Genomic DNA, 23,296 nt, shown 5'->3' with positions numbered 1-23,296 from the left:
CCCCGAAAATGCCTCGGCTTCCAAACCCCCGCCGAAGCCTTCATCCCGTTGCACTTCGAATGTGAATCCACACCCGGGTCAAGCCCGGGGTGACGGGGTTTGGGGTCGGTGCGTCCCACCGAGGCGTACCCCTGCGCAGGCGGGAGTCAGAGCCATGCAGAACAACGGTTTGCGCTGACCCTGCACCCCCGGCCTGCGCGGACGACGTGGGCTGCCTTACTGCTCATCCTCTTCGGGTGGCCGGCGATCCTCCGGCGGGACCGGTTCTTCCTCGCGGCGGCGGCGGTCGTTGGGGCCGAAACGGACCTGGCCGTCCGGGTCGACCGATACGTCGAAGCCGGGGCCTTCGACCCGTAACGGCCCTTCGTCGGGGATGCCGAGCACGTCCTGTACCGCGTCGATCGCATTGTCGATCGGTTCGGGTTCGGGCGCGGCGACCGGCACCGGATCGCGCAGGTTCAGCGCCTGTCGCATGAAGTCGCGCCAGATTCGCGCGGGCAGGCCGCCGCCGGCCAGCCCCGGATTGGTGCTGTTGTCGTCATTGCCGAGCCAGACGCCCGCGACGATGCCGCCGGCATAGCCGACGAACAGCGCGTCGCGATTGTCCTGCGTCGTGCCGGTCTTGCCGAACGCCTCGACCGGCAGGTTGGCGGCGATGCCGGTGCCCGAGCGGATCGAGGCGGCGAGCAAGGTGCGCATCCCCTCCAGCTCCTCGCGCGACAATGTCTTGCGGGTCGAGCGCAGGCGGTCGAGCCAGGTCGGTTCGTCCTTTTCGGCAAGGCCGCGCGGGATGACCGGCGCCTCGCCCGCTGCGATCGCGGCATACGCACTGGTGAGTTCGAGGAGAGAGACGGTCGAGGTGCCGAGCGCGATCGAGGCTTCGTTGGCGATCGGCGTCGAAATGCCGAGGTCGCGGGCGGCGCGGATGACGTTGCGCACGCCGACTTCCTTGGTCAGGCGCGCGGCGGCGACGTTGCTCGACCGCTGGAACGCGCGTTCGAGGGTGATCGCGCCGAGATAGCGGCCGTCGCTGTTCTTGGGGCTCCATTCGCCGATCGTGACCGGTTCGTCGAGCACCTGGCTCTGCGGGGTCAGGCCCGATCGCATGGCGGCGAGATAGACGAACAGCTTGAAGGTCGATCCGGGTTGCCGCCGCGCCTGTACCGCGCGGTTGAACGGGCTGGCGCGGTAATCCTTGCCGCCGACCATCGCGATCACCCGGCCGTCGGGGCGCATCGCGACGATCGCGACCTGCGTCTGGCGCAGGCCGGCATTGCGGACGGCGCGTTCGGCGGCACGCTGCATCCGGACTTCGAGCGTGGTCGCGACCTTGCGATCGGCACCGATCCCGCCCGCCCGGTCGCGCGCCTGTGGCAGCACCCAGTCGGCGAAATAGGTGCCCGACGGGAGCGTGCTGTTGTCGGCGACGCGCAATATGGCGGGTTTGACGCGGCGCGCTTCGGACGGGGTCAGATAGCCGGCATCCTCCATCGCGCCGACGACCACCGCCTGCCGGGCGCGCGCGCCCTTCAGATTGCCGGTCGGGGCAAGGCGCGAGGGAGCCTTGACCAGTCCGGCCAGCATCGCCGCCTGTCCGACGGTCAGATCCTTGGGCGCGCGGCTGAAATAATGGCGGGCGGCGGCGTCGAGGCCATAGGCGTTGTCGCCGAAATAGGCGTTGGACAGATAGCGGGACAGGATCTCGTCCTTGGTCAGCCACGCCTCCAGCCAGAAGGCGATCAGCACCTCGCGCAGTTTCCGCGCCGCCGTCCGGTCCGAATCGAGGAACGCGTTCTTGGCGAGCTGTTGCGTGATCGTGCTGGCACCCTGTCGTACGCCGCCGGCCTGGGTATTGGTCCACATCGCGCGGACGATGCCGCGCGGGTCGATGCCCCAATGGGTGCGGAAGCGGCGGTCCTCGATCGCCATGAAGGCTTCGGCGACATGTGCGGGCAATTTGGTCGCGTCGACCGGCTTGCCGATATTCGCGCCGCGTTCGGCGATCGGGGTCCCTTCGGCCGACAGCAGCGTGATCGACGGCGGGGCGGGCGGTTCGAGCGATTTCGACAGCGGCGCGGTGAAGGCGAGCCATGCGATGGCGATGACCAGCAGGATGATGAGGATGCCGAAGCCGCGCATGGCCCAGCGCAGCCACCAGCGTAAGGGGCGGCCGCGGCGGGCGGTTTGCGGCGCGTCGGGGCCGGGCGGCGGGGGTGGCGGCGGACCGCCCGTACCCGGATAGCTGCGATCATAGTCCGCCAGCGCATCGTCGAACGCGGCCAGCCGTCGACGCCGTTCCAGCGCGTCGCCCGACAACGGGGTCGTCAGACGCCCGATCCGGCTGGGATCGATCGGGCCGGAGGGCGGGTACGGGGGGTCATAAGCCATGATACCGGCCGTGTATTATCGTTCTGATACAGCTTCGGCAAGCGGGGTTGCGGCGGGGCGAGGGTGCGCTGCGCACCATCGCCGGAACCGCTGAGGCGGCCGCGCGCTAGGTGCCGGACAGCCAAGGAGAAACGGCGTGGACGACGATCGCATCTGGAGTTTCGAGGAAAGCCTGTGGACCGCCGACGCGGCGCATTACGAGGAATCGATCGACGACGAATGCCTGATGGTGCTGCCGACGCCGCCGTTCGTCTTTACCGGCAGGCAGGCGATCGACGCAGTGAAGGACACGCCGCGCTGGGAACAGGTGTCGCTGACCGAACGGCAGGTCGCCCGGCCGCAGGAAGGATTGATCGTCGTCGCCTACAAGGCGGAGGCGCACAAGGGCGGCGAGGCGTATCTGGCCTATTGCACGTCGACCTATCGCTGGATCGAACATGGCGTGTGGACCGTGGTCCAGCACCAGCAGACGCCGCCGTTGACGTCGAAGGGGGAGTAGGCCGCGATCTGATGACTTCGTCACCCCGGGCTTGACCCGGGGTCCCGCTTTTTCGCGACGGTCCAGAAGTAGCGGGGCCCCGGATCAAGTCCGGGGCGACGGGGGGTGAGGTGGGAGGCCAAGCCCGACGGTGACGCGTGGGGGCACGAACGTCATCGGATCGTGCCCTGCCGCCGGGTGATGCACCTTCGATACGCGGCCTTCGTCCCGCATCCGGCGATCGGCCTCGTGCCAGTCGGGCAGGATGTCGGCATCCTGCGTCCAGTGGGCAATGCTGGCCTGATCGCACCAGCGCATCAGCTTCGGCATCGCCCGGCGGTGCGCGCCCGAGGTCATGTAGGCGCGCATCGCCGCCGCATCGTCCCACGCCGTCATCGTCCAATAGGCGCGGTTGCGATCGGCGAGCAGCGCGCCGCCCCGATAGCCCGCCGCCCGCTTGACCTGCCGCATCGACAGCCATGTATCGATCAGGAACGCCGGCAGAAACCGCGCGGCGCGGATGCGCAGCCGGGTGATGCTGATGAAGGTCACGCGTCGAGCTCGACATCCCAATAGAGCCAGTCGTGCCATGTTTCGTGCAGATGGCCGGGTGGAAAGCGGCGGCCCTGTTCCTGCAACTGCCAGCTAGTCGGTCGGGTCGGCCGGACATGCAGCGGCATCGCCGCCTGTTTCGGAGTGCGCCCGCCCTTGCGCAGGTTGCACGGCGCGCAGGCAGTGGCGACATTCTCCCACGTCGTCCGGCCGCCCTGTGCGCGGGGAATCACATGGTCGAAGGTCAGGTCATGCGTCGCGCCACAATATTGGCAGCTGAACCGGTCGCGCAGGAACAGGTTGAAGCGGGTGAAGGCCGGAAATTCGGACGGCCTCACATATTGCTTCAGCGCGATGACCGACGGCAATTTGATGCGCGCGGTCGGGCTGCACACTTCGCGGTCATATTGGGCGACGATGTCGACCCGGTCGAGAAACACGGCCTTTACCGCAGTCTGCCATGGCCAGACGCTGAGCGGATAATAGCTCAACGGCGTATAGTCCGCGTTGAGCACCAGCGCGGGACAGCCATCGGGATGGCGGAGGCGATCGGGATGGTACATGAAGTCCCCCTCGCGTAAACGTCGTCGCCGATATGATCGGCAACGATGACGGGCACATGACAGCACGGGGGCAGGCCCGAAGTCAAACGGGCAGGGTCGTCACGCGCTTTGCGCCGAGTCCCACCGGGGCACTCCATGCCGGCCATGCACTGGCCGCGATCGAATCGCACGATCGCGCGCGCCGGGATGGCGGGCGGTGGCTGCTGCGGATCGAGGATATCGATGGCGGGCGCAGCCGGCCCGAGCATGTCGCGGGGATATTGGCCGATCTGGAATGGCTCGGGCTGCATTGGGACGGGGAGATGGTGTTCCAGTCGGCGCGAATGAGGCTGTACCGCGCCGCGCTCGACCGGTTGCGGGTGCTGGAACTGGTGTATCCCTGTTTCTGTACCCGCGCCGATATCGCGCGCGAGGTCATGGCGAGCGCGTCGGCACCGCATGGCGTCGATGGTGTCGTCTATCCGGGGACGTGCCGGGCGATCCCGGGGGAGCAAGCGGCGGCGCGGCTGGGGGAGCCGCATGCGTGGCGGATCGACATGGCGCGGGCGGTGGCGCTGGCGGGGCCGCTCGACTGGGTCGATGAGCTTGCCGGGCGGGTAATCGCCGATCCGCTGGCGCAGGGCGACGTGGTGCTGGCGCGCAAGGACGCCGGGACCAGCTATCATCTGGCGGTCACCGTCGATGATGCCGCGCAGGGCGTGACGCATGTCGTGCGCGGGATCGACCTGTTCGCGGCGACGCATGTCCACCGGTTGTTGCAGGCGCTGCTCGTCCTGCCCGTGCCCGTGTGGCGGCATCACCCGCTGCTGCTGGGTCCCGACGGGCAGCGGCTGGCCAAGCGCAACGGCGCGCCGACGCTGGCGGCGCTGCGCGACGGCGGCATCGACGGGCGGGCGCTGGCCGACGATCTGCGCGACGGGCGACTTCCCACTGGATTCGCGCTGGCGAATGCTTAGCTTGGATATATGAACACCTTTCTGGTCCTGTTGCTGATCGCGGCGATGATCGCGGTCGTCGTCGCGCTGATCCGTGGCATCGTGTCGTTCCTTGCCGAAGGAACCGCCACCGCGCGCGGCGAGGGGCCGAGCGAACAGGCGCTGAAATCGAACAAGATGATGCAGGCGCGGGTGTTGTTTCAGGCGATCGCGATCCTGATCGTCGTCGTTCTGCTGTTCATGTCCGGGCGCACCTGACGCCGTGGTCAAGCTGAACAAGATTTACACCCGCACCGGCGATGCCGGGACCACCGGCCTGGTCGACGGATCGCGCGTCGCCAAGGACGCGGCGGTGATGCAGGCGATCGGCGATGTCGACGAAGCCAATTCGGCGATCGGCGTCGCGGCGGTCGCGCTGGGCACCGGTGAGGAAGGCGCGCTGTTGCGCAGGGTACAGAACGACCTGTTCGACTTCGGCGCGGACCTGGCCACGCCGCCGGGTATCGCCGGGGCGCTGCGCATCGTGCCGGGGCAGGTGACGGCACTGGAAGAGGCGATCGACCGGATGAACGCCGATTTGTCGCCGCTGACCAGCTTCATCCTGCCCGGCGGGACGGCGGCGGGGGCGGCACTGCATCTGGCGCGGGCGATCGTCCGGCGGGCCGAGCGGGCGGTCGTGGCCGCCTCGTACGGAGCGGACCTAAATCATAATTTATTAGCCTATATCAATCGCTTGTCAGATTTGCTGTTCGTGTACGCCCGATGGGTGAACCAAAGCGGCGGCGGGGACGTTTTATGGGTGCCAGGCGGGGATCACCAGCCGGCATAGGAGCTTTCCATGCGAGCGACACCGGTCAACCTGCCCGACCAGGCGCTCGTCTCCCGATATGCCAGGGTTCGTGCGCTCACCGATGCGCTGACCTCGCCACTGTCCGACGCCGATGCGACCGTGCAGTCGATGGACGATGCGTCCCCCGCCAAATGGCATCTGGCGCACACCACGTGGTTCTTCGAAACCTTCGTCCTGCGCGATCACGTGCCGGGCTATACGCTGCACGACGAACGCTTCCCGTTCCTGTTCAACAGCTATTACGAAGCCGAGGGCCGGCGTCATGCGCGCGGACGGCGCGGCATGGTGACGCGTCCCAGCCTCGACGAAGTACGCGCCTATCGCGCGGCGGTCGATGCCGCACTGCTGACGGCGCTGCCCGATCTGCCCGACGAAGCGCAGCAACTGGTGGCGCTCGGCTGCAACCATGAAGAGCAGCATCAGGAATTGCTGCTGACCGATATCCTGCATCATTTCAGCGAAAACCCGCTGGAGCCGGCGATGTTCGCGCCCGAGCCGAAGCGCCCGGTGGCGATGCCGGCGCCGACCGGCTGGATCGAGCATGGCGGCGGCATCGCACAGGTCGGTCATGACGGCAGCGGGTTCGCGTTCGATTGCGAAGGGCCGCGCCACGACGTGCTGCTACACGCTCATGCGATCGCCGACCGCACCGTCACAAATGGCGAATGGGCAGCGTTCATCGCTGATGGCGGCTATGCCGATGCGCGGCTGTGGCTGGCCGATGGCTGGGCATGGGTACAGGCCAACCGGATCGAGGCACCGCTGTATTGGGAGCGCAAGGGCGAGGTCTGGACCCGCTTCGGTCTTGATGGACGGCGCGCGATCGATCCGGCCGCGCCGGTTACGCATGTCAGCTTCTTCGAGGCCGACGCCTATGCGACCTGGGCCGGGGCGCGACTGCCGACCGAGTTCGAATGGGAGGCGGCCGCCGCCGCTCATGACCCGGCGGGCGGCAACCAACTGGATCATGCCCATGCCGTCGAACCGCGCCCGTCGACCGGTGGACCGGCCTTTTTCGGGGACGTGTGGCAATGGACCGGCAGCGCCTATCGCCCCTATCCGCGCTTTCGCACGGTCGATGGCGCGGTCGGCGAATATAACGGCAAGTTCATGAGCGGGCAGTTCGTGTTGCGTGGGAGCTCTTGCGCCACGCCGCGCGGCCATGCGCGCGCCTCCTACCGCAATTTCTTCTACCCTCACCAGCGCTGGCAATTCACCGGCGTCCGGCTCGCAAAGGACCTGTGATGCTGCGTAGCGATGATGTGCCGATGGCGACCCGTGCCGATCCCGCCTTTCGTGCCGACGTACTGGCCGGGCTGACGCTCGGGCAAAAGGCCATCCCGGCGCGCTGGTTCTATGACCGCAAGGGGTCGGAACTGTTCGAGGACATCACCGCGCTGCCCGAATATTATCCGACGCGCGCGGAAACGGCGATCCTGAAGACGATCTGCCCCGAACTGGTCGGGGCGGTCGGCGAAGGCGTGGCGGTGGTCGAGTTCGGGTCGGGTTCGTCGGTGAAGACGCCGATCGTGCTCAACTGCATCGAACCCGCCGCCTATGTCCCGATCGATATTTCGGGCGATTTCCTGCGATCGTCGTCGGCGGTGCTTGCCAGCCAATTCCCCGGATTGCCGGTGCTGCCGGTCGAGGCCGATTTCATGCATCCCGTGCCGCTTCCGCCGCAAGTGGCGGACATGCCGAAGCTGGGATTCTTTCCGGGATCGACGATCGGCAATATGGAGCCGCTCGCCGCCGGCACGCTGCTGCGGGCGATGCGCGACTGGCTGGGCGAGGGGGCGATGCTGTTGATCGGCATCGACCGGATCAAGGACCAGAGCACGCTGGTCGCCGCCTATGACGACGCGGCGGGGGTGACGGCGGCGTTCAACCTGAACCTGCTCGACCGGATCAACCGCGAGCTGGCGGGGACGATCCCGGTCAAGGCGTTCGCGCACGAAGCCCGCTGGAACGACGATGCCGCCCGGATCGAGATGCATCTGCGCGCGACGCGCGACGTGTCCTTCACGGTCGATGGCCGTTCGTTCGCGATGCAAGCGGGCGAGACGATCCACACCGAGAACAGCCATAAATATGGCGACCGCGACGCCCGGCTTTTGCTACGCAGCGGCGGATGGACTCCGGTACAACAATGGTGTGGCGACGGCACGTTCTGCGTGATCCTCGCCGAAGCAAGGGCAATGCCGATCGCGCCGTGATCCGCATCGTGATCCGCGTCGTCGCGGCATTGCTGGCGATGCTGACGGTCGTCGCGCCGGCATCGGCCCGCGACCTGACGGTCATGAGCCTCAACATCCGTCTGCCGTCGCCCGACGACGGCGCGAACCGATGGGAATTGCGCCGCGACCTGACCGCCGCGACGATCCGCCGCGCCAGTCCGGACGTGATCGGGACGCAGGAACTGTTCGAACGGCAGGGGGACGACGTCGTCGCGCGCCTGCCGCGCTATCGCTGGATCGGGGTCGGGCGCAGCGGCTCCGGAAGCCCCGACGACGAGCATATGGGCATCTTCTATCGCGCCGACCGGTTGCAGGTCGAACGCTGGGGTAATTTCTGGCTGTCCGATACGCCCGGAGTGCCGGGCAGCATCAGTTGGGGCCACCCGCTGCCGCGCATGGTGACGTGGGCGGTGTTTCGGGAGAAGGACGGCGGGCGCTTCGCGATGTTCAACACGCATCTGCCCTATCGTGCCGAGGACGAGGCGGCGCGCGAGAAGGGCGCGGCGTTGCTGGCGGCGCAAATCCCGGCGATCGCCGGGGATTTGCCGGTGGTGGTGACCGGCGACTTCAACACCGTGCCGGACACCCCGACCTATCGCCGGATGGCGCAGGATTTGCGCGATGCGTGGGTCGCGGCGCCGGTGCGGACCGGTCCCGAGGCGACGTTCCATGGCTTTACCGGCAAGCCCGATCGCCGCATCGACTGGATCTTCACGCGGGGGTTCGCGGTGAAGCGGGCGACGACGATCGATACGCGGCAAGGCGACGTGTTTCCGTCGGATCATTATCCAGTGGTGGTGACGTTGGCGCGGTAGGGTGCTTCCGTTCGGACGGGTTCTCACTCACCCTTCCGCGGCTGCGCCGCTCCCTCCCTCTCCCGCCGGGAGAGGGATCATCGTCAGCGGATCAGCCGTGCGGTCCAGGTGCGGATATAGTCGATATTGCCGCGGCACTGTTCCATCTCGCGCTGTTCGATCAGGCGGAAACGGCTGCCGTCCCATGCGTAACGCTGTCGCACGCCACAGTCGCCGAGACCGCGCGCGCGCGCATCGGCGGTGAGGATGCCGTCGGTAAAAACGGCATTGAACACCAGCGACTGTTCGTCGGGCGCGTCGCCGGCAGGCGGCGCGTCGAACGTCGCCGGGACCGCTGCCCCACGCGTCACCACCGACAGCGCCGACAGCACGTTATAGGCACCGACCGTGCAGGGCACGATCGCCAGCGTCTGCCCGTTGCCGAGCGGTTTGGTCGTCGCGTCGGGCAGGTCGTCGGTATCGCACTTCGTCGCCGCGCGCATCTGCGTGACCAGCAACGGGTCGAGCAATGCCGATTCGCCCCGGATCACCAGCGCGCGGACGTTGGGGAGCGCGGGGGCGGGGCGGGTATCGGGACGTGGTCCCCGGGCGATCAGTGCGCCGGTGGTGCCGTCGCGCCCCTGTTGCGCGTCGATCCAGCGCAGCGCGGCGGCGGCACCCTTTAGTGGGAGCGTGGCCAGCGTCCGGCCGGCGGCGTCGACGATCGTGACCGTGCTGCCGTTCGCCAGTGTGCGGGCGAGGGCCAAAGCGGGTTCGCCGGTCAGTTCGGTCGTATCGTCATGCGTCGTCCCGCCGCGCGCGACCGCTTCGCCATCGACCTGCGCGGTCAGCGGCAGGGCGGGGGCTTCGCCGCGCAGGCGGATCGTGACGCTGCCGTCGGGGCCGGCGGCGCGCTCGATCGACAGGGTCAGCGCCGGCGGGTTGCCCTCTTCGGGGACCAGCGATCCCGCCTGACAGGTCGCGCCATTGTCGCAGCCCGCCGCCCAGTCGCCGAAGGTCTTCAGCGGCAATGGTCTGGGCCGGGCGGCGGTGTCGGTCGGCGGCATGGGCGCGGCGACCGGCGACGCGGTCGGTTCGGGCACCGGCGCGCCGGCATTGCAGGCGGGGAGCAGCAGCGGCAGGGCAAGGGGCAGGAAACGGCGCATGGGTGTGCGATACCGGCATGGACCGCTGACCGAAACCCGCTATTCCCGCGTTCAGGACGCGAAAGTCGTAACGAGAGGACGTTGAGGATGAAGACGATTGGCGTGATCGGCGCGGGCCAGATGGGGGCGGGGATCGCCCAGGTCGCGGCGCAGGCGGGCTATCGCGTGCTGCTGTCGGACGTATCGGTCGACCGCGCGCAGGCCGGCAAGGACGGCATCGCCAGGCAACTGGCGCGGGCGGTTGCCAAGGAAAAGATCGCACAGGGCGATGCCGATGCGGCGCTCGGCCAGATCGAGGCCGTAGGCGATCTGGCGGCGATGGGTCCGTGCGATCTGGTGATCGAGGCGGCGACCGAGCGCGAGGCGATCAAGCGGCAGATTTTCGAGAGCGTCGGTAAGGCGCTGTCGGACACGGCGATCCTTGCGAGCAATACCTCGTCGATCCCGATCACCCGGCTGGCGCAGGCCGCGCCCGATCCGGCGCGGTTCATGGGCGTGCATTTCTTCAACCCGGTGCCGGTCATGGGCCTGATCGAGCTGATCCGCGGCCTTGCCACCAGCGACGCGACGGTCGCGGCGGTCGAGGCGTTCGGCCAGAGCCTGAACAAGCGGATCGTCCATGCCAACGATGCGCCGGGCTTCATCGTCAACCGCGTGCTGATGCCGATGCTGAACGAAGCGTGCTTCGCGCTGGGTGAGGGCGTGGCGACGATTTCGGACATCGATGCGGCGTGCCAGCTCGGGCTCAACCACCCAATGGGGCCGTTCACGCTGGCCGATTTCATCGGGCTCGACACCTGTCTTGAAATCACGCGCGTGCTGTTCGAGGGGACCGGCGATCCCAAGTTCCGGCCCGCGCCGCTGCTGGTCAAATATGTCGAAGCCGGCTGGTACGGACGGAAGGTGAAGCGCGGCTTCTACGATTATTCGGGCGAGGAGCCGGTACCGACGAGGTAAAGGACGCTTGACGTAAAGCGAGCTTGTCATGTAAAGCATCCTTCACAACAGTGGAGGATGCCGACATGCCTGTCCCGTCTGAGATCAAGCGCTACACCGCCCGCCTGTCCGCCGTCATGATGCTCTATGGTGTCGCGCTGGTGGGAGTGAATCTGTGGTTCCGCTACAGTCCGCCCACCGGCGCGCTGGCATGGTTCGCCGCGATCCTGCCGGCGGTGCCGATCGCGCTGGTGTTCGTGGTGGTCGGTCGGTTGCTGGTCGAGATGCGCGACGAATATCTGCGCGCGCAAATGGTCCGGGATCAACTGATCGCGACCGGGGTCACGCTGTCAATCATGACGGCGATGGGCTTCCTCGAAGGGTTCGGGCTGATCGGCCATGTGCAGGGCTATTTTGCCGCGACGATCTGGTTCGGCGCGATCGGGTTGGCCGTCTGCATCCGGGGGATCGCGGCGTTCCGGGAACGCGCGCGTGGATAACCATCTGAAGGCGCTGCGCGCCGAGCGGGGCTGGTCGCAGCAGCATCTGGCCGAGCGACTCGACGTGTCGCGGCAAAGCGTCAACGCCATCGAGACGGGCCGCTACGACCCGTCGCTGCCGCTGGCCTTTCGCATCGCCGAACTGTTCGGGCTGCCGATCGAGGCGGTCTTCGTCAGCCCGAGCCGGGATTAGATGAAGGTGCCCTGCGTCGCGCGACCGATCGCCGGCAGGACGATGCCCTGCAGGATGCCGATCAGCACCAGCACCACGAAGGGCGCGAAATCGAGCGCGCCGAAATCTGGAAGGATCTTCCGGATCGGGCGATAGACCGGCTCGGTCGCGGTCATCAGCCCGCGATACAGCGAGCGGATGAAGTCATTATGGGTGTTGATGACGTTGAACGAGATCAGGATCGACAGGATCGCCTGCACGACGATGATCCACCACAGAACGTTCAGCAGCACCTGAATGATATCGAGCAGGACGTTCAACGCTAGGCCTTTCGCGAATGGTTCTCGACTATAGGGACGCGCGCGCCCGGCTCCAAGCCTTCAGCGATCGGATCGCGGTGCGATCCGGTCCCGTTTCAGGCGCGGACCAGCGTTCCTGCACCCTGTTCGGTAAAGATTTCGAGCAGCATGGCGTGCGGCACGCGCCCGTCGAGGATGACGGCAGCATCGACGCCCTGGGCGACCGCGTTCACGCAGGTCTCGACCTTCGGGATCATGCCGCCCTTGATCGTGCCGTCGGCCTTCAATTCGGCGATGCGGGCGGGGTTGAGGTCGCTCAGTAATTCGCCGGTCTTGTCGAGCACGCCCGCGACATCGGTCAGCAGGAAGAAGCGCGACGCCCCCATCGCGCCGGCGATCGACCCGGCCATGGTGTCGGCGTTGATGTTGTAGGTCTCGCCATCGGCCCCCAGCGCCACCGGTGCAACGACCGGGATGAACCCGTCGCGCGCGAGGCTGTGGAGGATGGTCGGGTCGACCGCGACCGGCGTGCCGACGAAGCCCAGATCGACATGGCGTTCGATCCCCTGCGCCCGATCGGGTTCGCTGCGTCCGACCTTTTCGGCGATGACCAGCCGGGCGTCCTTGCCGGAAATGCCGACCGCCTTGCCGCCGGCCTGCGCGATCCACGCGACGATTTCCTTGTTGATCTTGCCCGCCAGCACCATTTCCGCGACCTCGGCCGTCGCCGCATCGGTGACCCGCAGGCCATCGACGAACCGCGATTCGACGCCCAGCCGCTTGAGCATCGCCCCGATCTGCGGCCCGCCGCCATGGACCACGACCGGGTTGATGCCGACCTGCTTGAGCAGCACGACATCCTCGGCGAAATCGCGCGCCAGTTCGGGATCGCCCATCGCGTGCCCGCCATATTTCACCACGAAGGTGCGGCCGGCATATCGTTGCAGATACGGCAGCGCCTCGGTCAGCGTTTCCGCCTTGGCGAGCATCTTCGGATCGGGAGCGTGGGTCATGACCGCGCCTTTAGCGGGGTCGTGCGGAAGAGGGAAGAAGTTGGGTTCACGTGGAGGCACGGAGGGGTGGAGAAGGAAGTGGGTTTTCGCGCAGATGCGCAAAGGGCGCAGAGGGGCGGCAACTGGCGTTCTCGTGGCAGCCAGATGCTACGTCACCCCGGACTTGATCCGGTGTCCCGCTTCTATTCTGCCGCTGAAGAAGTAGAAGCGGGGCCCCGGATCAGGTCCGGGGCGACGATGGGGTGGTCGTTTCGATCTGCAATGATTGTCGTTGGGTCGTACCAGCAGGCGGGTGGCGGGTAGCTCCCCCAACGCTTTGCATGACAGGCTGACCCTGCCTGCCCCACAAACCCTTTGCGTTCTTTGCGCCTCTGCGCGAAACCAAAACCACTTCTTCGCGTCTCCGCGCCTTCCCGTGAAACCGAATTCCTTTACCTCTCCCGATCCAGCCGCCGTCCCAATGCGACGAACGCGTAGATCAGCGGCGGGACGAGGACGATCGACAACGTGACCTTGGCCAGCATCTGCCCGACGACCAGCTGCCCGATCGGGAACACGCCGTAAAAGGCGACCGAGATGAAGATCAGCGTGTCGACGATTTGCGACAGGACGCTGGCGATCGCTGCGCGCAGCCAGAGGAGCTTGCCCCGCCCGCGCTTCAGCCAGCCGAAGATGGTGACGTTCAGCGTCTGCGACACGCCGTACGCGACGATACCCGCCATCCAGATGCGCAGGTTGGAGCGCATGACGAGGTCAAAGGCGGCCAGCCGGTCGGCCTCCATGCTGGGCGCGGCGGGCAGTTCGAGGACGATCGCGACCAGCAGCATCGACGCCAGCAGCGGCAGGAACCCGAACCAGACCAGATGCTTCGCGCGCGACGCGCCGTACAGTTCGGCGACCGCGCTGGACACCACGACCAGCAGCAGGAAGGCGAAGATGCCCGCCTCCACCGCCAGCGGGCCGATCGCGACCTGCTTGTTGCCGAGCACCCCGGCGATGCAGACCATGCCGCCGTAGAAGATCGAAAAGATGAACAGCGCGCGGGGTATGGTGATCGTCGCCGGCGCTGGCGTTGCAGGTATCGTCGTTGCAGGTGTCGTCATGGCCCTTGCTAGTCCCGAAAACTGCCGATGGCAAAAGCGTTTGTCACCGCTGGCCCCCGCGACACCGGCATGGCATATCGCGACGGTTTGGGGCCGTCCGGGCGGGCGGCGGGGCAGGGTACTTCGCTTACATGACACGTTTTCTCATCGGCATCGCCGGCATCGTCGTGATCCTCGGCATCGCCTTTGCGTTATCGACCAACCGCCGCGCGATCCGGTTGCGCGTGGTCGGTGCGGCGTTCGCGTTGCAGGTGGGGATCGCGGTGCTGGTGCTCTACACGCCATGGGGGAAGGGCGTGCTGGGGTTCCTGTCGGGGGGCGTCGCCAACCTGCTCGCCTATGCCAATGCCGGGACGTCGTTCCTGTTCGGTCCGTTGGCGCGTCCGGAAATCGGCGGGACCAGCTTCGCGATTGCCGCGCTGCCGGTCATCATCTTCTTCGCGTCGCTGGTGTCGATCCTCTATTATCTGGGCATCATGCAGCTGGTGGTCCGCTGGATCGGCGGCGGCATCGAAAAGGTGATCGGCGTCAGCAAGGTCGAGTCGCTGTGCGCCGCCGCCAATATCTTCGTCGGACAGAGCGAATCGCCGCTGGTGATCCGGCCGTATCTGGCGGGGTTGACTCCGGCGCAGCTGTTCACGGTGATGACCAGCGGCATGGCGGGCGTCGCCGGCACGATTTTGGCGGCCTATGCATCGATGGGCATCCGCATCGATTTCCTGCTGGCGGCCAGCTTCATGGCGGCACCCGGCGGCATCCTGATGGCCAAGATCATCATGCCCGACACGCCCGAGCCACCCGCCGGGGAATTGCCGCTGGGCGATGCCGACCGGATCGGGCGCGAGGCAGATTCGATCGCGCTGGCAGAGGCGACGCACGACGAGGAGCGCCCGGCCAACATCATCATGGCGGCGGCACAGGGGGCGCAGACCGGCGTGAAGCTGGCGGTGGCGGTCGGCGCGATGGTGCTGGCGTTCGTCGCTTTGGTGGCGCTGGCCAACGGTCTGCTCGGCGGGGTCGGCAACTGGTTCGGGATCGCCGACCTGAGCTTCCAGCGGTTGCTCGGCTATGTCTTCGCGCCGCTGATGTTCCTGCTGAACGTGCCGTGGAACGAAGCGGGCATCGCGGGCGGCCTGTTCGGGCAGAAGGTCGTGCTGAACGAATTCGTTGCCTATATTTCGCTCGGGGAAGCGGGCGGACAATTGTCGACGCGGACGATCGCGATCATCACCTTCGCTTTGTGTGGCTTCGCCAATTTCTCGTCGATCGCGATCCAGATGGCGGTGACCGGCAGCCTCGCGCCCAATCAGCGGCCGATGATCGCGCGGCTCGGCATCCGCGCCTTGATCGCCGGCAGTCTCGCGAATCTGATGTCGGCGGCGCTGGCGGGGCTGCTACTCGCTTGAAAAGGCGGCGGTGACCCGCCGCGTCAACCGTCTGTTTACGCCATTTCAATACGGGTGCTCGTCCATGCCGGACACGGCGTGCGGATTGGGTGACGGGGATGGTCATGAACGACGGGCTGATCGATCAGCGGGTACTGACGCAGACGCGGGCGGAACTGGGCGCGAATTTCATCCGCATTCTCGGATATTTCCGCGAGGATGGGTTGAAGTCGCTGCTGGCGATCGAACAGGCGATGCGCGAACAGAATGCGGTGGCGATGGTCCTGCCGGCGCATACGCTGAAGGGTGAATCGCGGCAGTTCGGCGCGGAGACGCTGGCCGATATGGCCGAGGGGATCGAGCTGATCGCCCGCAAATGCGTCGAGACGCACGACGAGCCGACTGAGGCGCTGGAGCATGTCGCGCGGCTGCGCCCGACGTTTCAGGCGACGTTGGCGTCGCTCGACCGCGACAGCAACCCGCTGGCGCAGCGCAAGTCGACCGGGTTCGGCAAGCGGCCGGTTGCGCTGTAGGGGCGGGGGTCGGCTGTCCCGTTGGAGTCTGGCTCACCCTACCGAAAACGTCGCCCCAGCGGAGGCCGGGGCCTCGCGCGGCTCCTGCCGCATGCTATCACCGGGAGATCCCAGCCTGCGCTGGGATGACGTTCGCTTCAACGTGGGTGATCGGCCTGTAGTGCTGCGGACCTGATCCGATGCCCTGCCGTCCGGCACCGAAAGAGCGCCACCCCGGCGTGAAACCGGGGTGCCGAAGGGGTCGTAAGGTCGCCCGCGCCACGGGCGACCGTCCGTATCAGAGCCCGTGCTTGTCGTATTCCGACTTGGCGTTGAGCTGGATATAGTTCTGGATGCCCATCCGCTCGATCATCTCGAACTGGGTTTCGAGCGTGTCGACATGCTCTTCCTCGTTCATCAGGATTTCCGCGAACAGATCGCGGCTGACGAAATCGCGGATGCTCTCGCAATAGGCGACCGCCTCGCGCAGCTGCGCGACCGCTTCGACTTCGATCGCGAGATCGGCCTTGAGGATTTCCTCGACCGTTTCACCGACGCGCAGGCGACCGAGCAGCTGGAAGTTGGGCAGGCCGTCGAGGAACAGGATGCGCTCCGCCAGACGGTCGGCATGCTTCATCTCGTCGATCGATTCGTGGCGTTCGAACTGGGCGAGCTTGTAGACGCCCCAATGGTCGAGCAGGCGATAATGCAGCCAATATTGGTTGACCGCGGTCAGCTCGTTCCGGAGTGCCTCGTTCAGAAATTCGATGACCTTTGCGTCGCCCTTCACGTCGTTCGTCCTTATCCTGTGATGGACGGGACTTACGCGGTTTGGTGCAACAGGGACAGCATCAAAATGGCTGATTTCCGAGGGTTTTCGCAGGTGCGAACGCTACGCAGCCGCGCGTTCCGCATCGATAATGGCTCGCGCGAACGGCACGCATTGACCGCATTTCGCCTGACATCCCAGCGCCCGATATGCCTGGCAGGCGCTGTTCGCGCCACCGCGCGCGGCCTCCCGCACATCGCGTTCCCGAATGGCATTACAGACGCATACGACCATGTTCGACCCTCGCTCCGTTGGGTCGGTCATACTGGTAGTGAAAATCGTTCGCAACAATTATTGCGGATCATTCGCATCAATTCATCGCGCCGGGGTCGTCGACAAACTGCGCATCGGTTGCCATTGCCGCCGCGCCAGCGAGCGCCACAGCCATTCGAACGGCCCGTAGCGAAAGCGGGCCAGCCACCATGGTGACCAGAGCAGTATCGCCGCGCACATCGCGAACACCGGCAGATAGAGCGAGGCGCGCGACCAGTGGCCGAACTGGCCGAGGCCCCAGCCGTAGAAGAGGAAGCACATGACGATGCTGGTGGCGAGATAGTTGCTGAGCGCCATCCGCCCGGCAGTGGCGAATCGGCGTGCGATGGGGCCGCTGCCGGCGGCCAGCAGCACGATCGTCGCCGCCCAGCCGGGGATCATGATCGCGCGAACCGGGGTGGCGAGCGCGATCGGCCCGGCGACGATCGCCAGCACGTCGAGGTCGCGCGATGCGATCCATACCGCGATCGCCCCATAGCCGAGCAGGCCGATCCCCATCCCGCCGATCGCCCATCGCCATAGCCGGCGACGCGACCAGCGGCCGTCGAGCATCCCGCTGCGCAGGGCGGCCATGCCGAACAGCATATAGGCGAGGGTTTCGAAGCCGATGATGAGCGTGTTGCCGAGGCTTTCGCCGATCTCCGCCAGATTGTGCGCGAGGATGCCGGCGTAGCTGCCCCGATACAGGGCAAGCTCCTGGGCAAGGACGGCGGGAGCGGGGACGCCGAACGCGTTCCGGAAATCGCGTAGATTCTGCGCGGCCGTCGCGCCGTCGCTCGCCTGCATCGACAGATAGGCGAGCGGGATCGAGCCCATCAGCAGCGCATCGACAGCCGCGAAGGCGATGCCGAATGCCAGCAGCCGGCCGGGTCCGAGGGCGCGGAACGCATAGGCGACCGACCCGATCAGCGCATAATGGGCGAGGATGTCGCCGCGCCACAACAGCGCGGCATGGGCGAGGCCGAGCACGAACAGCCAGCCCATACGGGCGTAATGGACCGCCGCGGGATCGCGCCCGGCCGCCTCCGCCCGGTCGGCGACCAGCAGCAGCGACGCGCCGAACAGGAATGAGAACAGCCCGCGCATCTTGCCGTCGAACAGGATCAGCACGGCATAATAGGCGACGCGGTCGGCCGCGTCGTTCAGGCCATAGGCGCGCGGACTGATATACGCTGCCTCGGGCAGGGCGAAGGCTAGGATGTTGAGGAACAGGATCCCCATGACCGCGACGCCCCGGACCGTATCGATCGTCGCGATACGGCCCATGGGCGCCGGGTCAGGCAAGGGCGGCGTCGCCGTTCATCAGTGCCGGGAAAAAGCCTTCATGCGCCTTGCGCAGATCGTCGAGCGAGACGGCGAAATCGCCGTCGGTCAGTTCGAAGATCATGCGGCTGCCGATCGTCCGGCCGATCGGTTCGGCATCGACCCCGGCCTTTTCCGCGCCCTGCAGGAATTCGAGCAGGGCATGGTCATGGACGGTGACGATATAGACGCCCTGATCTTCGGCGAAGAGCGAGCGGGCGATGTCGTCGAAGGGCAGCTTGCGGTCGAGGATCGCGCCGATATTGCCGGCCAGCGCCATCTCCGCCACCGTTACCGCGACGCCGCCATCGCTGACGTCGTGACAGGCGGTGATCTTGCCCGACAGGATCGCCTGACGGATGTAGCCGCCGGTGCTGCGTTCGGCGTCGAGATCGACCGGCGGCGGCGGACCTTCCTCGCGGCCGTGCAGTTCGCGCAGCCAGAGTGACTGACCGAGCGGCCCGGTGCGGTCGCCGACGCGCAGGATGATGTCGCCGGTCTGCTTGAACGCGATCGTCGCCGACCTTTCCCAATCGGCCAGCAGGCCGACGCCGCCGATCGCCGGGGTCGGCAGGATCGCCGAACCGCCGCCGGTCGCTTTCGATTCATTATAGAGCGACACGTTGCCCGATACGATCGGGAAGTCGAGCGCGCGGCACGCCTCGCTCATGCCGTCGAGACAGCCGACGATCTGGCCCATGATCTCCGGGCGCTGCGGGTTGGCGAAGTTGAGGCAGTTGGTGACGGCCAGCGGCGTCGCGCCGACCGCCGTCAGGTTGCGATACGCCTCGGCGATCGCCTGTTTCCCGCCCTCAACCGGATCGGCGAAGCAATAGCGCGGGGTGCAGTCGGTGGTCATCGCCAGCGCCTTGCGCGTGCCGTGCACCCGCACGACCGCCGCATCGCCGCCCGGGCGCTGTACGGTGTTCGCGCCGACCATATGGTCATATTGTTCCCAGATCCAGCGGCGGCTGGCGATATCGGGCGATCCCATCAGCTTCACGAGATCGGCGGCCGGATCGGTGCATTCGGGCACGTTCGTCAGTTCGGCAGGCCTGGGCGTCGGCACGTGCGGCCGGTCGTAGAGCGGCGCATCGTCGGCGAGCGGGGCGAGCGGAATGTCGGCGACGACATCGCCCTGCCACTTCAGCACCATGCGCCCCGTATCGGTGACGTGACCGATGACCGCGAAGTCGAGCTCCCATTTGTCGAAAATCGCGCGGGCGAAATCCTCGCGGCCGGGCTTCAAGACCATGAGCATCCGCTCCTGGCTTTCCGACAGCATCATCTCATACGGAGTCATGCCACGTTCGCGCTGCGGCACGTCGTCCATGACCAGTTCGATGCCGACCCCGCCCTTCGACGCCATCTCGACCGAGGAGGAGGTGAGGCCTGCCGCGCCCATGTCCTGGATCGCGACGATCGCGTCCGACGCCATCAGTTCGAGGCAGGCCTCGATCAGCAGCTTTTCGGTGAAGGGGTCGCCGACCTGCACCGTCGGGCGCTTCTCCTCGGCATTCTCGCCGAAATCGGCCGACGCCATGGTCGCGCCGTGGATACCGTCGCGGCCGGTCTTCGACCCGACATAGACGATCGGATTGCCGACGCCCGATGCGGCCGAATAGAAGATCTTGTCCTGATCGGCGATGCCGACGGTCATCGCGTTGACGAGGATGTTGCCGTCATAGGCGGGATGGAAATTCACCTCGCCGCCGACGGTCGGCACGCCGACGCAGTTGCCGTAACCGCCGATGCCGTGGACGACGCCTGCGATCAGGTGGCGCATCTTGGGATGATCGGGCCGGCCGAAGCGCAGCGCGTTGAGGTTCGCTATCGGCCGCGCACCCATGGTGAACACGTCGCGCAGGATGCCGCCGACGCCGGTCGCCGCACCCTGATAGGGTTCGATGTACGACGGGTGGTTGTGGCTCTCCATCTTGAAGATCGCCGCCTGTCCGTCGCCGATGTCGATGACGCCGGCATTCTCGCCCGGACCGCAAATGACCTGACGCCCGGTCGTCGGCAGCTTCTTCAGGTGGATGCGGCTGGATTTATAGCTGCAATGTTCCGACCACATGACCGAAAAGATGCCGAGTTCGGTGAGGTTCGGCGCACGGCCCATCGCGTGCAGGACACGCTCATATTCTTCGGGGCTCAGGCCGTGTTCGGCGACGATCTCGGGCGTGATCTGGGTCATGGGCGTGCCTCTAGCGTGCGCGCGCGGGCGGTGCCAGCCGGTTTGTGATCGTTGCTGCCGTGTTTCCGCCGGTTCTGTTGCGTTGCAAAATAGGTACAGCGCCAGAACAATTATGCGCCGCTGGATGTAAATCCGCTTCGGTTAACCCCTTTGCTGTGGGAACCTTGCATGGCGCTAGACGTCGGTGATCCGCATCGCCGGTCGCTGGCGTAGCAGGGCGTGATGCCGAGCAAGGGAGAATTTGAATGGTTTCGAAGTTTCTGACGGCAATCGCCGCAACCACGCTGGTCGCAGCCCCGGTCGCCGCCAACGCCGCATCGAACGCACAGTCGCTGTCGGTTGCGAAGTCGGTCCGTGCGTCGGCCCCGACCAAGGGTGGCCAGAAGCTGGCCGGTGGCGGCATCGTGTTCGCACTGTTGGCAGCCGCGATCGTTGCCGGCGGCGTCATCATCGCCACCGACGACAATTCGGACAGCAACTAAGTCCGGTTGCGGGGCGGGGGCCGGTTCGGTCCCCGCTTCGGTTTTCAGTTCGTACCTTGCCCGGTAGCGTAGTCCGGCGCGGCCCACCGACGTTCCCCGATTTTGGTAACAAGGTCGTCGCAGAACAGTCCGCCCAACATGACGAAGAAGACGGGGGCCGAGATCCGGCGATGCCGTTCCCGACCACCAGCGCCACGCCAAGATCGCTAGCGGAACAAGCGCGAAGATCCCTATCGCTTGCCGTAAGCGGATCGGAACCTCGTAGCGAAGCGCGATGAGCGACAGCAGCGCGATCGCCCATGTCGATCCGGCGAGCACCCAAAGCATCACGCGGTCTCCTGACCGGAAGACGAGCGGCTAGTCCCCCCGCTTCTTCCACGCCTGCCACAGCATCATACCGATCAGCGTGCCGCCGGCAACGGTGCCGCCGACCGCGACCGCCGTCATGACCGGCGACAGCGTATGGTCGGCGCGGTGGAGATGCGGGCGGTGTTTCTTCAGCTTCTTGAGCAGCGGTGTACGCTGTGACAGCCCCTCGAACATCTCGCCCGGACCTTCGGGATCGAGGATCTTGTTGTCCGCCAGCCATTCGGTGACCGCACTCAGGTCCGGCACTTCATAGGGGCGCAGCGAGCGGCCTTCGCCGCGCAGTTCCTCGATCGTCGCGATCAGCGAACCGGTGCGCTCCAGCGTGGCCTCGATCGTCTTGCAATCGGTGCCGAGATGTTCGGCGAGCAAGGAGTCGCGGATGCCGGCAATGGTGCGGCGTTCGTCGGCGTTGACGTGGCGGGTGGCATCGACGGTGACGTCGCATTCGGTGTCGAGGCGCAGCGAGCGGTTGTTGAAGTTGGACGAGCCGACGCGCAGCAGCTGGTCGTCGATCACCGTCACCTTGGCATGGACATAGATGGCGGTGCCGCCGGCGGTGAAGGGGTGGTAGATGCGCAGCCGGTCGTGGCGGTCGCGTTCCTTCAATGCCTGAAACAGCCGGGCGCGCGCCGAATCCATCGCGACGGGTTCGAGCCAGCCTTCGGCGGTGGTCGGGTTAACGATCACGACCTCGGGACCATCGGCTTCTTCCAGCCGCCGGGCGATCGCTTCCGCGACCTTGCGCGAGGCGAAATACTGGCTTTCGGCGTAGAAGAACCGTTCGGCGCGGGCGATCAGGTCGAGATAGAGCGTCTCGATCTCGTGCACCGGTTCCTGTTCGGCCATTTCGGGAATGGTGCGGGCGATGGCGACGTCGATTTCGCTGAAGTCGGCGTCGAGCCCGGTCGGCCAGCAATCGCCGGTACCGGTCGGCGCGGGCAGGGCATCGCCCCCCGACACCGCCCAGCGGTGCCGGCACATGTCGCCCAGCGCGGCGGCGATCGGCCCTTCGAGCGCCGTCGTGACGTCGTGCCATGGCTGATAGGGGGTGCCATCGGGTTCGAGGCGGCGGGGATCGTTGTCGAGGTGCTCGCGCGTGTCCCACCGGTCGACGGTCATGTCGATGCCGCCGCAAAAGGCGACGCTGTCGTCGATCACCACGACCTTTTGATGATGCGACCCGGCGATCGGATGATGCCCGTCGAGGCGCATATGGACCTGCGGATCGGCGATCCATTTGGCGATGCGCACCAGCGTGCGACCGTGGAACAGCGTCTTGATCGCGCCGGTGTCCCACCGCAGGATATGGATCTGCAGCCCCGGCGTACGGCGGACCAGCCAGCTGATGAATTCGCCGACCTTTTCCGGGCCTTCGCTGTCGGGATCGGTCTTGAACCGGATGCGCGCGTCGAAATCCCAGCCGATCAGCAGGATCTGCTTCCGGGCCTTGAGCATCGCGTCGCGGGCGTGGGTGAAATAATTGTCGGCATCGACCAGCACGGTCGCGCGGGTCGCGCGCTCGATCCGCCAGCAGTTGCGACCGGGTTCGAGCGGAGGGGTGTGAAGGGCCATGCGCCCGCCATGGCATCCTATCGTGACGGTTCCAAGCGTTAGCGGCGGTTGGCGGTGCGTGATGCGGCCAAAGGTCACGAAGGTCACACTCGCGCGCGGTTCGTGGCGCGCGGGGCGGACGCCGGTTGGGGCGAGCGGCGGGCGGACGATGGGAAAGAGCGGGAGAGCGATGCTGGCAGGGCGGGGGCATGTAGGAAAGGGCGGATGCGGGTGCGCTCGCCTTCGTCGTTCCCGCGGCGGCGGGGGCTCCTATACGCTTGGGTTTGAGCTGGAGGCGCTAGGGTTGCGTTTATGGATTCGCTGAGTTCACGAAAGAAGTGCACCATCGATAAGGTGGCAGCGCGAAGGGACGAGATTACAGGCAGCTCAGCCTTGACGAGCGGATCGAG

The 23,296-nt window shown here is 66.5% G+C and carries 25 protein-coding genes; 13 read left to right on the top strand and 12 right to left on the bottom strand.

The genetic code is table 11. The features are described 5' to 3' along the window. Positions 1-216 precede the first annotated feature (216 nt). A complete protein-coding gene (locus tag ASE50_RS11315) occupies positions 217-2,388 on the bottom strand; it encodes a transglycosylase domain-containing protein (protein ID WP_056400216.1) in 2,172 nt (723 codons plus the stop codon). Between the two features lie 136 nt (positions 2,389-2,524). Between ASE50_RS11315 and ASE50_RS11310 the strand changes: the two genes are divergently transcribed. Beyond that, positions 2,525-2,887 carry a hypothetical protein gene (locus ASE50_RS11310; protein ID WP_056400213.1) on the top strand — a complete coding sequence of 121 codons (363 nt, stop codon included), beginning with the start codon at positions 2,525-2,527 and terminating at the stop codon, positions 2,885-2,887. Between the two features lie 84 nt (positions 2,888-2,971). On the opposite strand, the gene ASE50_RS11305 is transcribed toward ASE50_RS11310, so the two are convergent. Both ASE50_RS11305 and ASE50_RS11300 read right to left on the bottom strand, forming a co-directional pair. Further along, positions 2,972-3,418, bottom strand: a complete 447-nt coding sequence (locus ASE50_RS11305) for a DUF3291 domain-containing protein (RefSeq protein WP_056400210.1) — start codon at positions 3,416-3,418, stop codon at positions 2,972-2,974. Then, positions 3,415-3,981 (bottom strand): HNH endonuclease, encoded by a 567-nt coding sequence (locus ASE50_RS11300; protein ID WP_056400198.1) that lies wholly within the window; start codon positions 3,979-3,981, stop codon positions 3,415-3,417. The genes ASE50_RS11305 and ASE50_RS11300 overlap by 4 nt, the downstream gene beginning before the upstream one ends. A 56-nt stretch (positions 3,982-4,037) precedes the next feature. Between ASE50_RS11300 and gluQRS the strand changes: the two genes are divergently transcribed. Genes gluQRS through ASE50_RS11270 form a run of 6 tightly spaced genes read left to right on the top strand, consistent with a single transcriptional unit; the run spans position 4,038 to position 8,818 of the window. Further along, positions 4,038-4,937, top strand: coding sequence for a tRNA glutamyl-Q(34) synthetase GluQRS (gluQRS, locus tag ASE50_RS11295; RefSeq protein ID WP_056400230.1), 900 nt, complete (start codon positions 4,038-4,040; stop codon positions 4,935-4,937). A 9-nt stretch (positions 4,938-4,946) separates the two neighbouring features. Then, positions 4,947-5,174 (top strand): twin transmembrane helix small protein, encoded by a 228-nt coding sequence (locus tag ASE50_RS11290; RefSeq protein WP_056400195.1) that lies wholly within the window; start codon positions 4,947-4,949, stop codon positions 5,172-5,174. A gap of 4 nt (positions 5,175-5,178) precedes the next feature. Beyond that, a complete protein-coding gene (locus tag ASE50_RS11285; protein WP_056400192.1) occupies positions 5,179-5,745 on the top strand; it encodes a cob(I)yrinic acid a,c-diamide adenosyltransferase in 567 nt (188 codons plus the stop codon). A 9-nt stretch (positions 5,746-5,754) separates the two neighbouring features. Then, on the top strand, positions 5,755-7,011 hold the full coding sequence (gene egtB, locus ASE50_RS11280) for an ergothioneine biosynthesis protein EgtB (RefSeq protein ID WP_056400189.1): 1,257 nt from the start codon (positions 5,755-5,757) through the stop codon (positions 7,009-7,011). Continuing rightward, positions 7,011-7,982, top strand: a complete 972-nt coding sequence (gene egtD / locus ASE50_RS11275; RefSeq protein WP_056400186.1) for an L-histidine N(alpha)-methyltransferase — start codon at positions 7,011-7,013, stop codon at positions 7,980-7,982. Before egtB ends, egtD begins: the two co-directional genes overlap by 1 nt. Further along, the gene (locus tag ASE50_RS11270; protein ID WP_235512304.1) at positions 7,979-8,818 is read left to right on the top strand and encodes an endonuclease/exonuclease/phosphatase family protein; all 840 of its coding nucleotides are present in this window, start codon (positions 7,979-7,981) and stop codon (positions 8,816-8,818) included. Before egtD ends, ASE50_RS11270 begins: the two co-directional genes overlap by 4 nt. Before the next feature lie 83 nt (positions 8,819-8,901). Here the strand turns inward: ASE50_RS11270 and ASE50_RS11265 are convergent, their stop codons facing one another. Continuing rightward, a complete protein-coding gene (locus tag ASE50_RS11265) occupies positions 8,902-9,963 on the bottom strand; it encodes a DUF1176 domain-containing protein (RefSeq protein WP_056400180.1) in 1,062 nt (353 codons plus the stop codon). Positions 9,964-10,050: 87 nt separating this feature from the next. Here ASE50_RS11265 and ASE50_RS11260 point away from each other — a divergent pair, with 87 nt between their 5' ends. The 3 genes from ASE50_RS11260 to ASE50_RS11250 all read left to right on the top strand — a co-directional run bounded on the left by ASE50_RS11260 (position 10,051) and on the right by ASE50_RS11250 (position 11,592). Beyond that, a complete protein-coding gene (locus ASE50_RS11260) occupies positions 10,051-10,920 on the top strand; it encodes a 3-hydroxyacyl-CoA dehydrogenase NAD-binding domain-containing protein (RefSeq protein ID WP_056400175.1) in 870 nt (289 codons plus the stop codon). Positions 10,921-10,985: 65 nt separating this feature from the next. Next, on the top strand, positions 10,986-11,399 hold the full coding sequence (locus tag ASE50_RS11255; protein ID WP_156347391.1) for a hypothetical protein: 414 nt from the start codon (positions 10,986-10,988) through the stop codon (positions 11,397-11,399). Further along, a complete protein-coding gene (locus ASE50_RS11250; protein WP_055996608.1) occupies positions 11,392-11,592 on the top strand; it encodes a helix-turn-helix transcriptional regulator in 201 nt (66 codons plus the stop codon). The genes ASE50_RS11255 and ASE50_RS11250 overlap by 8 nt, the downstream gene beginning before the upstream one ends. Here ASE50_RS11250 and ASE50_RS11245 read toward each other — a convergent pair. The 3 genes from ASE50_RS11245 to ASE50_RS11235 all read right to left on the bottom strand — a co-directional run bounded on the left by ASE50_RS11245 (position 11,589) and on the right by ASE50_RS11235 (position 13,986). Beyond that, positions 11,589-11,891 carry a YggT family protein gene (locus ASE50_RS11245; protein WP_055996605.1) on the bottom strand — a complete coding sequence of 101 codons (303 nt, stop codon included), beginning with the start codon at positions 11,889-11,891 and terminating at the stop codon, positions 11,589-11,591. The two genes, ASE50_RS11250 and ASE50_RS11245, sit on opposite strands and share 4 nt — an antisense overlap. Before the next feature lie 95 nt (positions 11,892-11,986). After that, complete coding sequence (gene argB, locus ASE50_RS11240) at positions 11,987-12,883, bottom strand: acetylglutamate kinase (protein WP_056400169.1); 897 nt, start codon at positions 12,881-12,883, stop codon at positions 11,987-11,989. Between the two features lie 431 nt (positions 12,884-13,314). Then, entirely contained in the window at positions 13,315-13,986 is a 672-nt protein-coding gene (locus ASE50_RS11235; protein ID WP_156347392.1) for a queuosine precursor transporter, read from the bottom strand. A gap of 131 nt (positions 13,987-14,117) precedes the next feature. On the opposite strand from ASE50_RS11235, the gene ASE50_RS11230 reads away from it, so the two are divergent. Next, complete coding sequence (locus ASE50_RS11230; RefSeq protein WP_056400166.1) at positions 14,118-15,392, top strand: NupC/NupG family nucleoside CNT transporter; 1,275 nt, start codon at positions 14,118-14,120, stop codon at positions 15,390-15,392. A gap of 104 nt (positions 15,393-15,496) precedes the next feature. Then, positions 15,497-15,904, top strand: coding sequence for an Hpt domain-containing protein (locus tag ASE50_RS11225; RefSeq protein ID WP_235512302.1), 408 nt, complete (start codon positions 15,497-15,499; stop codon positions 15,902-15,904). A gap of 277 nt (positions 15,905-16,181) precedes the next feature. Here ASE50_RS11225 and bfr read toward each other — a convergent pair whose 3' ends face one another. The 4 genes from bfr to purL all read right to left on the bottom strand — a co-directional run bounded on the left by bfr (position 16,182) and on the right by purL (position 20,484). After that, positions 16,182-16,673, bottom strand: a complete 492-nt coding sequence (bfr, locus tag ASE50_RS11220) for a bacterioferritin (RefSeq protein ID WP_055996593.1) — start codon at positions 16,671-16,673, stop codon at positions 16,182-16,184. Between the two features lie 102 nt (positions 16,674-16,775). Beyond that, positions 16,776-16,946 carry a bacterioferritin-associated ferredoxin gene (locus ASE50_RS18295; protein WP_055996590.1) on the bottom strand — a complete coding sequence of 57 codons (171 nt, stop codon included), beginning with the start codon at positions 16,944-16,946 and terminating at the stop codon, positions 16,776-16,778. A gap of 81 nt (positions 16,947-17,027) precedes the next feature. Beyond that, positions 17,028-18,251 carry a DUF418 domain-containing protein gene (locus tag ASE50_RS11215; RefSeq protein WP_056400161.1) on the bottom strand — a complete coding sequence of 408 codons (1,224 nt, stop codon included), beginning with the start codon at positions 18,249-18,251 and terminating at the stop codon, positions 17,028-17,030. A gap of 10 nt (positions 18,252-18,261) precedes the next feature. After that, a complete protein-coding gene (gene purL / locus ASE50_RS11210; RefSeq protein ID WP_056400159.1) occupies positions 18,262-20,484 on the bottom strand; it encodes a phosphoribosylformylglycinamidine synthase subunit PurL in 2,223 nt (740 codons plus the stop codon). Between the two features lie 245 nt (positions 20,485-20,729). Here purL and ASE50_RS11205 point away from each other — a divergent pair, with 245 nt between their 5' ends. Further along, positions 20,730-20,966, top strand: a complete 237-nt coding sequence (locus ASE50_RS11205; RefSeq protein WP_056400153.1) for a hypothetical protein — start codon at positions 20,730-20,732, stop codon at positions 20,964-20,966. Between the two features lie 357 nt (positions 20,967-21,323). On the opposite strand, the gene ASE50_RS11200 is transcribed toward ASE50_RS11205, so the two are convergent. Continuing rightward, entirely contained in the window at positions 21,324-22,907 is a 1,584-nt protein-coding gene (locus ASE50_RS11200) for a phospholipase D-like domain-containing protein (RefSeq protein WP_056400151.1), read from the bottom strand. Positions 22,908-23,296: the final 389 nt, after the last annotated feature.

The organism is Sphingomonas sp. Leaf5 (genome assembly GCF_001421155.1).
Classification (GTDB): domain Bacteria; phylum Pseudomonadota; class Alphaproteobacteria; order Sphingomonadales; family Sphingomonadaceae; genus Sphingomonas.
The sequence above is the reverse complement of the archived record's forward strand: the minus strand, read 5'-3'. Positions and strand labels throughout refer to the sequence as shown.

Excerpts from the sequence above, each read along its gene's own strand:
- ASE50_RS11315 (WP_056400216.1), bottom strand. The coding sequence starts at position 2,388 with ATGGCTTATGACCCCCCGTACCCGCCCTCCGGCCCGATCGATCCCAGC.
- ASE50_RS11300 (WP_056400198.1), bottom strand. The coding sequence starts at position 3,981 with ATGTACCATCCCGATCGCCTCCGCCATCCCGATGGCTGTCCCGCGCTG.
- gluQRS (WP_056400230.1), top strand. The coding sequence starts at position 4,038 with ATGACAGCACGGGGGCAGGCCCGAAGTCAAACGGGCAGGGTCGTCACG.
- ASE50_RS11290 (WP_056400195.1), top strand. The coding sequence starts at position 4,947 with ATGAACACCTTTCTGGTCCTGTTGCTGATCGCGGCGATGATCGCGGTC.
- egtB (WP_056400189.1), top strand. The coding sequence starts at position 5,755 with ATGCGAGCGACACCGGTCAACCTGCCCGACCAGGCGCTCGTCTCCCGA.
- egtD (WP_056400186.1), top strand. The coding sequence starts at position 7,011 with ATGCTGCGTAGCGATGATGTGCCGATGGCGACCCGTGCCGATCCCGCC.
- ASE50_RS11265 (WP_056400180.1), bottom strand. The coding sequence starts at position 9,963 with ATGCGCCGTTTCCTGCCCCTTGCCCTGCCGCTGCTGCTCCCCGCCTGC.
- ASE50_RS11260 (WP_056400175.1), top strand. The coding sequence starts at position 10,051 with ATGAAGACGATTGGCGTGATCGGCGCGGGCCAGATGGGGGCGGGGATC.
- ASE50_RS11255 (WP_156347391.1), top strand. The coding sequence starts at position 10,986 with ATGCCTGTCCCGTCTGAGATCAAGCGCTACACCGCCCGCCTGTCCGCC.
- argB (WP_056400169.1), bottom strand. The coding sequence starts at position 12,883 with ATGACCCACGCTCCCGATCCGAAGATGCTCGCCAAGGCGGAAACGCTG.
- ASE50_RS11235 (WP_156347392.1), bottom strand. The coding sequence starts at position 13,986 with ATGACGACACCTGCAACGACGATACCTGCAACGCCAGCGCCGGCGACG.
- ASE50_RS11230 (WP_056400166.1), top strand. The coding sequence starts at position 14,118 with ATGACACGTTTTCTCATCGGCATCGCCGGCATCGTCGTGATCCTCGGC.
- ASE50_RS11225 (WP_235512302.1), top strand. The coding sequence starts at position 15,497 with ATGAACGACGGGCTGATCGATCAGCGGGTACTGACGCAGACGCGGGCG.
- ASE50_RS18295 (WP_055996590.1), bottom strand. The coding sequence starts at position 16,946 with ATGGTCGTATGCGTCTGTAATGCCATTCGGGAACGCGATGTGCGGGAG.
- ASE50_RS11215 (WP_056400161.1), bottom strand. The coding sequence starts at position 18,251 with ATGGGCCGTATCGCGACGATCGATACGGTCCGGGGCGTCGCGGTCATG.
- purL (WP_056400159.1), bottom strand. The coding sequence starts at position 20,484 with ATGACCCAGATCACGCCCGAGATCGTCGCCGAACACGGCCTGAGCCCC.
- ASE50_RS11205 (WP_056400153.1), top strand. The coding sequence starts at position 20,730 with ATGGTTTCGAAGTTTCTGACGGCAATCGCCGCAACCACGCTGGTCGCA.
- ASE50_RS11200 (WP_056400151.1), bottom strand. The coding sequence starts at position 22,907 with ATGGCCCTTCACACCCCTCCGCTCGAACCCGGTCGCAACTGCTGGCGG.